We start from the raw sequence: 12,023 nt of genomic DNA on the forward strand, positions 1-12,023 counted from the left end.
AATGAAAAGATCGATTTATATTTTAGGTTTAACTTCTGTCCTGGCGGGATCAGGATGCAGCAGTGATAATAAAAAGGAAGGCGTGCAGGATTCGGCCACAGTAAAGCTGATCACCTTAGATCCGGGTCATTTTCACTCGGCATTGGTGCAGAAATCAATGTACAATGGCGTAAGCCCTGATGTGCATGTTTATGCTCCTGAGGGACAGGAACTGCAGTCACACCTGAAGCTCGTTGATAATTATAACAAGCGGGAAACTGATCCCACCAAATGGAATGAGAAGATCTATACCGGCGCCGATTTTTTTGAAAAAATGCTGGCCGATAAATCCGGTAACGTCGTAGTTATCGCGGGCAACAATCAAAAGAAGACCGAATATATCAGCCGCTCTGTAGATGCGGGCTTTAATGTACTGGCCGATAAGCCGATGGCCATAGATTCCGACGGATTTAATAAGCTGGTATCGGCTTTTGAAACGGCAGAAAAGAATAAGGTGCTGTTGTATGATATCATGACAGAAAGGTATGAGATCACGAGCATGCTGCAGAAGGAAATAGCAAACAGCCCGGAAATATTCGGACAGCTGGTTAAAGGCACCGTGGAAAATCCTGCTGTCGTTAAAAGAAGCGTGCATCATTTTTACAAGAATGTTTCGGGTGCGCCCCTCGTAAGACCGTCCTGGTTCTTTGACGTCAATCAGCAGGGAGAAGGTTTGGTCGATATCACCACTCACATGGTCGACCTCATTCAATGGGCATGTTTTCCGGATAGTATCCTGGATTACAAAACCGACATTGAAGTTAAAACTGCAAAGCGCTGGCCAACAACCATTAGCCGCTCGCAGTTTGAAGATGTAACTCAAAAGAAGGAATATCCCTCCTATCTGTCGCCATACGTGAAGGGCGATTCTCTTGGCGTTTATTCGAATGGCGAGATCAATTACACCATAAAGGGTATCCATGCCAATGTTTCCGTGACCTGGGATTTTAAAGCTCCTGAGGGTACAGGTGATACACATTACTCCATCATCCGCGGAACTAAGGCAGACGCGATCATCATGCAGGGTAAGGATGAGGCTTATAAACCGGTTCTTTACGTGAAAACGAAGGCTGACCTGACCAAATTAAATGCAGTAAAGCAGCTTAAGGAGAAATATAAAGGTCTTGAGTTTAAGCCTAAGGGAGCAGGTCTGTGGGAAGTTTTCATCCCGGCAGAATACAAGGTGGGCCACGAGGAACACTTTGCACAGGTGACCAAAGCTTACCTGAGTTATCTTAAAGCCGGTAAACTTCCGGATTGGGAAGTTCCTAATATGCTTGCTAAGTACTATACTACTACGCAGGCCCGGGAAATCGCGCTTAAGAGCAAATAGCTAGTTGATCAGGCCTTCACGGCGGTAATAGGCCATAGAAAGCCTGATCATCTTATTATAAGTCCGCATCCCCGCGGGTTGCTTATTGGCCTTCAGGTAATTATCATAAAAGATGCTGCTCAGCCGGGCAGCATCTCCCTGATATCTGGTCCAGTATTCGCGCTCTGTTTGCAGATCTTCAAGCACAGCAGGCAAAATCTTTCCCCGCATTTTTTTAAAAGCTATACTGTCGACCCGCCACACTTCGGCCATAAACTCTTGTGCAGCCAGATAATAGGCCGAATATTTCAATAGGGCGTTTCCGGATGATTTTCCTGCAATGAAGCCAATGAAATTAGCTTCATCCTCAGCCCCGAATCCCATCTGATGGGCCATCTCATGACAGGCAACAAAAGGCCTCGTAAATACAGGCATTAAACTATTGAAATGGGCTTCACCTGTAAAGGGATTGTAATACCCTGCAGTACCAAGATAATTCAACAACGGACTCAACAGGCTTTTCTTAGCTGCTGGCTTAATAGCCGGAAGCGGCGGGTTAAATGTTTTCAGGCTGTTGATAGCTTCGACCGCAGGTTTTAGTATTTCCTGGTTTGAAACTGACATATCTTCGTTCCTCAGGACCTGACGACTCGTATTTGCAGAATCGATAAGCATGGACGTGACGGTTAAAAGCTGTTCCTGGTCATATTCATAGTTCTGCAAACCCAGTCTCTCAGCGGCAGGCTGCCTGAAATAGTTAAGCGCCCACAGGAAATAAAATGCACAAACAGCGATCTGCAGTTTCACGATAAAGCCGAGGAACAGCAGGCCTGCGTGTCGAAATTCCTTTTTTGCCAGGAACCGCACCAGCCGGTAAAGTCCGCTTAGCAATAAGCCTATGATTATAATATACAGGAGATCGCCGACGCTAAACGGGACGTAGTTAAATAGAAATTGTACCCCGCCACGAATCAGCCTGTAGAGCCCCTGTGAGTAAAAGGCTTCAGTAAAGTCAGGATAGGCTTTCAGGCTAAAGATCAGGGCCAGGACAAGGGAGCATGCAGCTACCCATGTCAGCCCGCGTTTTAGTCTGCTCTTGTCACTCATTGTTGCAAAATAGATAATTCCGGCCGGAATTTATGTTCATAGCGTATAGTGACAATTATTCTTACTTTTAGACGCTTTAATATAAAAGCTATACCACATGATTTCAATAAAGAACTACCAGGAGTTTGAAGCTTATCTGGGAAAAGATCTCGGCGTGTCGCCGTACCACAAGATAGATCAGCAGCAGATCAACCAGTTTGCCGATGCAACGCTTGATCATCAGTGGATCCATACCGATGCTGCCAGAGCTGAAAATGAGGGACCCTTTAAAGCCACTATAGCTCATGGATATTTAACCCTTTCCCTGATCCCTTATTTATGGAAGAAGATCATCGATATCCAGAATCTTAAAATGGAGATCAATTATGGCATAGAAGACCTGAGGTTCGGGCAGGCCGTGGTGGTTGGCAGCGAGGTGAGGTTAAGCGTAAACCTTAAAGCGATTGCTAACCTGCGTGGGATAACTAAAGTGACTATCGGTGTAGAATTGCAGATAAAGGATCAAAAGAAACCTGCTTTTGCAGGTAACGTAGTGTTTCTTTACCATTTTATAGATTAACTCAGGAGCCTGCCTGCGCGTCAATTATAGCTTTTAACTGGCTTGCCTGGATTACTCCTGACTGGCGCCATTTAGCTTCACCATTCTTAAAAAGTATTAAGGTGGGAACGCTTTGGACATTATAATGCCGCGCGACCGCGGGATTTTTATCTATATCTACCTTAAGTATTCTCGCTTTGCCGCCAATCATCCCTTTTAGCTGTGTCAGGATGGGCGCCATCATTTTACAGGGGCCGCACCACTCGGCCGAAAAATCGACCAGAACGGGCTGGTCTGATCCTATTATCTCATTAAATGCTGACATAATTACTTTTTATATATGTTAATAATAGCGGCGATGGTAATTGGGTTTCAATTGTCTGTTAAAAACCATTAGCTGCAAAACAACGTATAAAGAATATACTTTTACGTAACTATTTTCAAGAGTATTTGTTTACCTTAATATTTTAGCCGTTACCCAGTATATGAGTTACACCGCCGATCAGTTAATTAGTATCATTTCGGTCGTCCCCAAAGCCATTGCCGTTGTAGATAATAATATGAAGTACGTGGCTGCTTCCCACCGGTGGGTTGAAGATTACGGACTTCAGGGAAAAAACCTTATCGGCGAATCACACTATGATCTGTTCCCTGAGATCGGCGACGCATGGAAGGCCATACATTCCGAATGTCTGCGTGGTAAAGCTCAAACGAATCCACAAGATAAGTTTGTCAGGCTTGATGGTACAGTTCAATGGTTAAGATGGGATGTAAGCCCCTGGTTGGATCCCGAAGGGAATATTTTGGGTATGGTGATGTATTCTGAGGATATTACTGCCCAGATAGAAGAAGAGACCCAAATGAAAAGGGTTTTGGACCTCTATGAAGAGACTAATGAGGCTGCCCGGATTGGCTCATGGGAGCATGATTTGATCACGGGGACTATATTCTGGTCGCCTATGGTAAAGCATATTTACGAAGTTGAAGAAGATTTTATCCCCAGCCTCGAAAAGATCAGGGACTTTTTGAAAAAAGATTCTGATAAGGCTCAAATGGATTCAGTAGTTGATGAGGCTGTTAATGAACGGAAGTCATTCGATATTGACCAGGAAATAATTACAGCTAAGGGTAAGGCCTTATGGTTACGGGTAAGGGGTAATCCGCAATTTAAGGATTCAGAATGCATACGTATTTCAGGAACAATTCAGGATATTCAGGAATTAAAGCTGCAAAGTATGCTGCTGAAAGACAGTGAAGAGAAATACAAATCCATTATTGCCAATTCGCTAACTGCACATTTCCTGATCCACCCGGACGGTCGTATCCTCGAAGCTAATAAAACTGCCCTGGATATGTTTGGCTACACCATCGACGAAATGCGGACGCTGGGAAGGGCTGATCTTTTGGATACGTCGGATCCAAATCTCGCGGCCTACGTAAAAAGGCGCGAGGAAACAGGATCTGCTGAGGCAGAACTGACCGGTATACGCAAAAACGGGGAACGCTTCCCGCACGAGATCTCGTCGGTTTCCTTTACCGACTCAAATGGTATCCGGCGGACCAGCGTATCGATGGTGGATATAACGGAAAGGAAAAGAGCCGAAGAAAACCTGAGATTGAGTGAGGCCGAGTTTAGGGCCGCTTTCGAGTACTCGGCCCTGGGAATGTCACTTATGGACATTGATGGCAGATGGATCAGGATAAATGAGAGCTTCTGCCGGATCTTAGGTTACACCAACCGGGAACTGATGTCGCGCTCTTTATATGAATTAGCCCATGCCGATGATCGTGACAAGGACATTCCATTTGTAAGGGAGGTTTTAAGCGGGTCGAAGAAATCATATCACCTGGAAAAGCGTTACATTCATAAGAACGGAACAGTGGTTTGGGTCCACCAGGCCAGCTCTGTGGTTCATGACATCGATTATAAACCATCGCACTGGACCGTTCAGATCCAGGACATCACGGAGCAGAAGGCTGTTGAGGATGCGTTAAGAGAGGAACGTGAGCTGTTGCGTACCCTGATTGATAATATCCCCACCGCTGTCTTTATTAAAGATCTTGAATCCCGCAAAATGCTGGTGAATAAAGCAGAGTGCGATTTTATGGGTGTTAAGGACGCTTCAGAGATCCTGGGCAAAAATGATTTTGAACTCTTCCCAATAGATTTTGCACGTATAACTGTTGCGGAGGACCAGGAGGTTTTTACAACACGTAAGCCGATAATAAACCGCGAAAAAGTTATAACCTGGATAGACGGCCGCACGAGGTGTCTGCTGACCTCTAAAATTCCCCTCTTCGACAATGGCAAGATATCCGGCCTGCTGGGTATCACTTACGATATCACGCAGATCAAAGTAGCGGAAAGTGCACTTCTAGAAAGTGAAAAAAAGTACCGGAGGATATTTGAGAATATCCAGGATGTATTCTACCAGACTGACCAGGAAGGAATAGTGACCGAGATAAGCCCATCAATAGAGAAACACTCAGGATATTCCCGCGAGGAGGTTATCGGCAAGCCTGCAACCGATTTTTATTATAACCTGGAGGACAAGGAAGCATTGGTTGAATCCATCCGGGCAAATCGTATGGTCAGCGACTTCGAAGTGCGCCTGAAGACGAGATCCGGCGAGCGCAGGTACTCTTCTGTGAACGCCCAGTTAATTATACAAAATGGAGAAATAGTAGGTACGGAGGGCAGTATGCGTGATGTGACCGACAGGAAGGCCCAACAGGACTCATTACAGGCCTTGAACAACGACCTTAATACGCTGAACGACCAGAAGAATAAGCTGCTGTCCGTAATCGCTCATGATCTGAGAAACCCGATAGCGGGTTGTGTCGGTCTGCTTGAGGTTGTGTTTATGGATATTGAAAACACCAGCAAGGATGAGCTGGTAGAATACATGCAAATGATGCAGAAAGGGGTGTTGAATGCTCATGAACTACTTGAAGACTTGCTCGAGTGGGCAAGGATCCAGTTTCACTCCGTAGATTTTATTCCAACGCGCGTTGATGATCTCGCAACAGAGATAAGACACACATTGAAAAAGTTAGAGCCGATTGCCGAAGCGAAGCAGATCCAGCTGAAGCAAGAAATGGCCGAGGGGATGTCTATTGATGCAGATAAGCACATGCTGGCGTCCATCATACGCAACCTGGTAACTAATGCGATTAAGTTCACCAATCAGCACGGACAGGTTGTAATAAATGTCAGACGCGAAAAGGGCGGATATTTGTTTTCTGTTCAAGACAATGGGGTAGGGATATCAAAAGAGGATATAGCCAAGCTGTTTAGCAGCGATACGGGCTTTAGCTCATACGGTACCCTTGGAGAAAAGGGTACGGGAATGGGGCTTGTATTATGCCGTAATTTCGTGGAAAAACACGGCGGTAAGATCTGGATCGAAAGTACGGTAGGCAAGGGCAGCACTTTTTATTTCAATATCCCCGACCAGGAAAAACTACACTGAAGGAACCTGGGAATTGTATAGAGCTAAAGTCTCCTTTAGCTCTTTTTGTTGTGAATATCTTAATTCTTCTGATTATAGTTTTCCTCTCAGAAGGTCATCACGGATATCTGTTAAACCTACACGGTCCATTCTTGCCAGATAGTCGGACGTTTCTGAATAGTATTTCTGGATATGTGCCCGGTACGAATCTTTATTAACCGTTTTAAGCTTTGAAATTATAAAGCTCTGGAACAAAGCGTAGTCAATAACAGATTGTTTCCAGTCGGTGTAGAGCGCATGACCCCTGTTTATCCCGATAGCAGACGTAGGTCTGATCTCGGCCATCTTCATACCAAACAGGTTGTGGTTTTCTTTGAAAATAGCTGAGGTGAAATTACCTGTTTCAAGTCTGGCCTGCGATAATGCGATTTCCGGATACTTGATCTTCAGCTCTTTCATAAGAGCCACGAGAGCTTTCTCAGAAAAATCATTTGGTACACCAACGTTTTCAGATTGTTTTGTTTCTACTGGAGATGCGGTCAGAAGCCCCTTTGTCGGGTAAGCAAATCCTACTCCATAACCGATAGCTAATACCAGTACATGATAGAAATATTTCTTCATAATTGTTCTTTAAATAAGGAGGTACTCCTTAGTTAATTCCTCAGTTAATTAGGTCGTGACAGAAGCGGTTTAGGAAGGAAGGTTGAATCTAAAACGCAATAAATTGCCGATTATTTCCGCGGATATGTTTTTTCTGGGCCTGCCGGATAACCCGGAACGCTTGGCCGGGGACAGTTGAGCAGCAGGAGATTTGAAGATAGTTTGCTTCTATACTGCCTAAACAGGGATTTAGGAAATCCCTCAGATAAAACACCCCTCTAAAATGCAAGACTAAGCCGGCGTATCAGCCAACATGTTTGTGACGGGAATCTGACAATCGCTCTAATTCTTTTGAGGGGGAGTGATCATAATGTGGGCACGGTGAGATCCCGGATCCATTAACCAGGGCATGCCTGCAACATCTGGCTTGGTAGGCAGGCCTGTGCTTTCCGGAGTAGCATAGGGGATATAAATAACATACCTTAGAAAGCCATCTTTTACAGTGCCGGCAGCAGGATCGAAATTCTCGGCCTTTGCCGTATAGACATATAAGGTTGTGGGCTGTTTCGGCATACTGAGTTTACCCGACTTTACTTCTGCGTCACGTATATCAGTTGCTTCTTTCGGCGACTTGCCCGAAAGCTTGAGATCCCTGCCGCGCTTCATAAACGGTTCCAGATCCTGGTGGTAACTGGCAACATTCAGACCGGCGATCTTTGGGTCGTCAGAAAGACAGATCATCTCATTTGATCCTTTCCTTAATTCAACCAGCTCACCTTTCTGATTATATCCAAGAACCGTTGCTTTATCGCGCTTGTCGGCCGGTGCGGCTAAAACCGCAGTTTTAATTTGAACTTCGGCAGAGGGTATCATTTGTGAGAATGCAGCTGATCCCGCGGATAGTAGTGCGAGAGAAAATATGATTGTTTTCATAGCCTGATATTAACAGCACATTTGCTTATTAATATTAGCTTTTTTTCTGCTGAATAACAAATTAATTATCCTGCCGTCTCGTCTGCGGGCTTGATAACTAGTTTTACAGAATCGTCGGATACAACTACAAGCCGCTCTTTATAAAGACTGCCAATAGCCTTTTTAAATGCCTTCTTGCTAATCTTCAACTGGTTATAAATATCTTCCGGTGAACTTTTATCTCCCAGGTTGATGATGCCACCGTTTTCTTGCAGTTCGATCATTAAGCTGTCCTTCAGGTCGAGGATGTGCCTGAAACCGATAACCTGCAAACTAAGGTCGATTTTATTTTCCTCGCGTATCTTTTTAACAAAGCCCCGTCTTACATCACCAGGCTGCAGGTCTTCAAATACTTCATTATGATAAAGTAATCCGGCGTATTGCTGATTGATGATGGCGCTGTAGCCCAGGTCGCTTTCATCGAAGATCAGCAAACTCACTTCGTCTCCTTCTTCCAGGTCGTGTGAATCCTGGTCGATAAAATCGGTCAGGCGGGATGAAGCGGTGATCCGTTCATTTCTTTCGTCCGTATATAAGAAAACCACATATTTCTGGCCTATCTTCATGGGGCGCTTCTGCTCACGCTCGGGAACGAATACGTCCTTGCCGATACCCATATCAAGGAAGGCGCCCTGCTCGTTGGTGTCAACTACCTCCAAAAAAGCAAACTCATCAACCATTGCCAGGGGCGTTTCAGTGGTCGCCATCAGGCGGCCGTCACTATGGATATAAACGAAGACATGGAGGTTATCTCCAAGTTCAATATCCTGCGGCGCATGCTGATAAGGTAAAACAACTTCTTTCTCACCATCGGTAAGGATCAAACCAGCGTTTGTTTTCTTTATGAACCTGAGTTCGTTGTATTTTCCAATATCTATCATGCCGGCGTTAAGAGTCTGATGCGGGGATTAATAATTTTCAAAGATACAAAACAGCGGGCTGCTTTATTGTCTGACAATTTATCATCCAAAACAAAAAAGCCCCCGGTTGTCCGAGGGCTTTTTAATTGAAAGATTTGGTTAGTTACCTGAAATAACACCGCAGCCAATTCTGCTTCCGGCATTACCTGTAGGTTGTGTTGTATAATCATCAACGCCAGAGTGTACAATAACTGCGCGGCCGAGGATATTTGTCTTGTCATCGCCGCCAATTGTCCATCTGTCGGAAGAAACGGTTACAGATCCTGAGCCTTCGGCATCCAGCTGCACATTACCTATATCGCCCGAGTGATAAGCTGCAGAACCCCACTTTCCATGTGCTTCATTGGTGGGATTCCAGTGGCCGTGTGCGCCTTTCCCGGCGTCACCGCAATCGCCATGCTCATGTAAATGAACGGCAACTGTTTTGTTAGCCATCTTCGGAAATTTCACGTTAAGGCTCAGTTCTACGGTGCCGTCATCCTTTTTGGTGAATTGCGCAGTACCGCTTCCTGCTGTGTCGGTTTTGGTAGCAGATATGTCTGCATGAGCTTTATCAGCCATGCCCATCATCCCGCCGGTTGTATCGGTGCCCATGCTGTCAGCATGCATAGTTGAGTCGTCAGTAGTGCCGGTTTTGTTCGTGCTGGTGCAGGCTGCCGTTACTGCAATAAAGAATGAGAGGGCAAGCCATAATGTTGTTTTTTTCATAATGAGGTTTACTGGGTTTAATTAATAACAAATTGATGTAGATAAGGTTTTACAAATATATCATACTAAAGGCTACCGCCTGTAACAATAGTGTCCGGTCTGAATTGCCAGGATTCCTTTATCTCATATAATAAGGATATTTTTGTGGTTAAATAAGACTCCATTGGCTAAAGTATTATTACTTACTCCCCCGTTCACCCAATTAAACACACCGTACCCTGCTACGGCGTACTTAAAAGGATTCCTGAATACCAGGGGTATTTCATCTGTACAGGCAGACCTGGGGATAGAGGTGATACTCAGGTTGTTCTCGGGCGATGGCTTAACATCGCTTTTTGACTATGCCGGAATATATGGAGCCGAAGTGAGCGAAAATGCGCGGCGGATACTGGCTTTAAAAAGCCATTACATCAATACCATAGACGCCGTGATATCATTTCTTCAGGGCAGGAATCCGACCCTGGCGCACCTGATTTGTATGGAAGATTTTCTTCCCGAGGCCTCCCGCTTTGATCAGGTGGAGGAGCTCGACTGGGCTTTCGGCACTATGGGCAACCAGGATAAGGCGAAGCATCTTGCAACCTTATATCTTGAGGATATCTCCGACCTGATCGTTGAATGTGTGGATCCGAACTTCGGCTTTAGCAGGTATGCTGAGCGGCTGGGCCGTTCGGCTTCAAGTTTTGACGAACTTTATAGCTACCTCCGGCTCGATAATACCTATACTGATAATTTGCTTATCACCATACTGGAAGAAAGGATGGCAGCGGTCAGGCCACAACTTGTTTCATTTTCAGTGCCCTTCCCCGGAAACCTTTATGCGGCCTTTCGTGCTGCGCACTGGATAAAACGTAATTATCCCACTGTTAAAATAGCTATGGGAGGGGGCTTCCCTAATACCGAACTGCGTTCCCTCTCTGATCCCCGGGTATTTGAGTTCTTTGATTTCATTTGCCTCGACGATGGGGAAGCCCCGATAGAGCACCTCGTCGAGTTTATAGACGGGAAACGAAATATCAGTGACCTTAAAAGAACATTTGCGTTGAAAGACGGAGCCGTGATCTACTATAACGGAAGCACGTCAAAGGATTATAAGCAATTCGAGGCAGGCACACCCGATTACAGCGACCTGCTGCTTGATAAATATATTTCCGTTATCGAGATCGTCAATCCGATGCACCGTATGTGGAGCGACGGACGGTGGAATAAGCTGACAATGGCCCATGGCTGCTATTGGGGTAAATGCACGTTCTGTGATATTTCATTAGATTATATCAAAGTATATGAGCCTATCGCAGCAGGTTTGTTGTGCGACAGGATGGAAGAGATGATACTGCAAACCGGGCAAAATGGGTTTCATTTTGTAGACGAGGCTGCTCCTCCCGCTTTAATGCGGTCTCTGGCCCTTGAAATCCTCAGGCGGAAGCTTACCGTAAGCTGGTGGACCAACATCCGCTTTGAGAAAAGCTTCACCAAAGATCTTTGCGTGCTCTTAAAGGCTTCCGGTTGCATCGCTATTTCCGGCGGACTTGAAGTGGCCTCAGATCGCCTGCTGCAGTTAATACAAAAAGGTGTTACTGTTGAGCAGGTGGCCCGTGTTACCAATAATTTCACCTCGGCCGGCATTATGGTTCATGCATACCTGATGTATGGATTCCCCACACAGACGGCGCAGGAAACTATCGATTCGCTCGAAATGGTTCGCCAGATGTTTGAATCCGGCATCCTGCAGTCTGCATTCTGGCATCAGTTTGCCATGACAGCCCATAGCCCTGTAGGCATGTACCCGGAACAGTTTAACGTAAATAAAGTCAGCAGCTCCATCGGGAGTTTTGCCAACAATGATATCGTGCATGAGGATAAAGTCGGAGCCGATCATGAGCTTTTTAGCTATGGGCTCAAAAAGTCACTGTTTAATTATATGCATGGGATCTGCTTCGACCACCCCCTGCAGAACTGGTTCGATCATAAGGTTCCGCGAACTAAAGTAGCGCCTGATTTTATTGAAAAAGCTATTAGTGCAGATGGTGCCTTCTTCGTCAAGCCGGATGCCAAGCTCGTCTGGCTGGGCTCAAAGCCATCAGTCAGCACCTTTATAAAAAGCAAAAAAGGGAAGCAATGGCCAACAGCTGAACTCGCTTTTTTTGATAAGAAGTCACAGTTTGCTATCCAGGTCGAAGAGTTTTACTCCGACTGGCTGCTTAACTTTCTGGATGAGGCGAGTCCAAATAATCCTGAGCGGCTTACTTTTCAAAAAGCTAAAGAGAGCTTTGAACAAGTAACCGGACATGACTTTGAGCCGTTCTGGTATAGTAAACCGCTGAATACCTTAAGGCAGTCGGGCTTGCTGGTGCTGTAGTTAATTAACGCAATAA

The 12,023-nt window shown here is 45.4% G+C and carries 10 protein-coding genes; 4 read left to right on the top strand and 6 right to left on the bottom strand.

Annotated features, from left to right (window positions below; translation table 11 throughout):
* Window position 1 precedes the first annotated feature (1 nt).
* Window positions 2-1,372: a putative oxidoreductase C-terminal domain-containing protein gene (locus tag P2W76_RS14550; RefSeq protein ID WP_276348581.1), complete on the top strand. Its 1,371-nt coding sequence runs from the start codon at window positions 2-4 to the stop codon at window positions 1,370-1,372.
* Here P2W76_RS14550 and P2W76_RS14555 read toward each other — a convergent pair whose 3' ends face one another.
* Entirely contained in the window at window positions 1,373-2,458 is a 1,086-nt protein-coding gene (locus tag P2W76_RS14555; RefSeq protein ID WP_276348583.1) for a DUF3810 domain-containing protein, read from the bottom strand. It lies immediately after the preceding gene.
* Between the two features lie 97 nt (window positions 2,459-2,555).
* On the opposite strand from P2W76_RS14555, the gene P2W76_RS14560 reads away from it, so the two are divergent.
* Window positions 2,556-3,017 (top strand): MaoC family dehydratase, encoded by a 462-nt coding sequence (locus P2W76_RS14560; RefSeq protein ID WP_276348584.1) that lies wholly within the window; start codon window positions 2,556-2,558, stop codon window positions 3,015-3,017.
* A gap of 1 nt (window position 3,018) precedes the next feature.
* On the opposite strand, the gene trxA is transcribed toward P2W76_RS14560, so the two are convergent.
* Entirely contained in the window at window positions 3,019-3,321 is a 303-nt protein-coding gene (gene trxA, locus P2W76_RS14565; protein WP_276348585.1) for a thioredoxin, read from the bottom strand.
* Between the two features lie 160 nt (window positions 3,322-3,481).
* Here trxA and P2W76_RS14570 point away from each other — a divergent pair, with 160 nt between their 5' ends.
* Complete coding sequence (locus tag P2W76_RS14570; protein WP_276348586.1) at window positions 3,482-6,469, top strand: PAS domain S-box protein; 2,988 nt, start codon at window positions 3,482-3,484, stop codon at window positions 6,467-6,469.
* A 72-nt stretch (window positions 6,470-6,541) separates the two neighbouring features.
* Here the strand turns inward: P2W76_RS14570 and P2W76_RS14575 are convergent, their stop codons facing one another.
* The 4 genes from P2W76_RS14575 to P2W76_RS14590 all read right to left on the bottom strand — a co-directional run bounded on the left by P2W76_RS14575 (window position 6,542) and on the right by P2W76_RS14590 (window position 9,648).
* A complete protein-coding gene (locus P2W76_RS14575; RefSeq protein ID WP_276348587.1) occupies window positions 6,542-7,069 on the bottom strand; it encodes a glucosaminidase domain-containing protein in 528 nt (175 codons plus the stop codon).
* Between the two features lie 321 nt (window positions 7,070-7,390).
* Window positions 7,391-7,981 carry a hypothetical protein gene (locus P2W76_RS14580; protein WP_276348589.1) on the bottom strand — a complete coding sequence of 197 codons (591 nt, stop codon included), beginning with the start codon at window positions 7,979-7,981 and terminating at the stop codon, window positions 7,391-7,393.
* 65 nt (window positions 7,982-8,046) lie between these two features.
* On the bottom strand, window positions 8,047-8,901 hold the full coding sequence (locus tag P2W76_RS14585) for a S1-like domain-containing RNA-binding protein (RefSeq protein WP_276348591.1): 855 nt from the start codon (window positions 8,899-8,901) through the stop codon (window positions 8,047-8,049).
* Between the two features lie 138 nt (window positions 8,902-9,039).
* Complete coding sequence (locus tag P2W76_RS14590) at window positions 9,040-9,648, bottom strand: superoxide dismutase family protein (protein ID WP_276348592.1); 609 nt, start codon at window positions 9,646-9,648, stop codon at window positions 9,040-9,042.
* A gap of 163 nt (window positions 9,649-9,811) precedes the next feature.
* On the opposite strand from P2W76_RS14590, the gene P2W76_RS14595 reads away from it, so the two are divergent.
* On the top strand, window positions 9,812-12,007 hold the full coding sequence (locus P2W76_RS14595) for a radical SAM protein (RefSeq protein ID WP_276348593.1): 2,196 nt from the start codon (window positions 9,812-9,814) through the stop codon (window positions 12,005-12,007).
* Window positions 12,008-12,023 lie beyond the last annotated feature (16 nt).

The sequence above is a fragment of the Daejeonella sp. JGW-45 genome (assembly GCF_029360805.1).
Classification (GTDB): domain Bacteria; phylum Bacteroidota; class Bacteroidia; order Sphingobacteriales; family Sphingobacteriaceae; genus Daejeonella.

Coding starts and splice junctions, on each gene's coding strand:
- P2W76_RS14555 (WP_276348583.1), bottom strand. CDS start 2,458: ATGAGTGACAAGAGCAGACTAAAACGCGGGCTGACATGGGTAGCTGCA.
- P2W76_RS14580 (WP_276348589.1), bottom strand. CDS start 7,981: ATGAAAACAATCATATTTTCTCTCGCACTACTATCCGCGGGATCAGCT.
- P2W76_RS14570 (WP_276348586.1), top strand. CDS start 3,482: ATGAGTTACACCGCCGATCAGTTAATTAGTATCATTTCGGTCGTCCCC.
- P2W76_RS14575 (WP_276348587.1), bottom strand. CDS start 7,069: ATGAAGAAATATTTCTATCATGTACTGGTATTAGCTATCGGTTATGGA.
- P2W76_RS14590 (WP_276348592.1), bottom strand. CDS start 9,648: ATGAAAAAAACAACATTATGGCTTGCCCTCTCATTCTTTATTGCAGTA.
- P2W76_RS14560 (WP_276348584.1), top strand. CDS start 2,556: ATGATTTCAATAAAGAACTACCAGGAGTTTGAAGCTTATCTGGGAAAA.
- P2W76_RS14585 (WP_276348591.1), bottom strand. CDS start 8,901: ATGATAGATATTGGAAAATACAACGAACTCAGGTTCATAAAGAAAACA.
- P2W76_RS14550 (WP_276348581.1), top strand. CDS start 2: ATGAAAAGATCGATTTATATTTTAGGTTTAACTTCTGTCCTGGCGGGA.
- trxA (WP_276348585.1), bottom strand. CDS start 3,321: ATGTCAGCATTTAATGAGATAATAGGATCAGACCAGCCCGTTCTGGTC.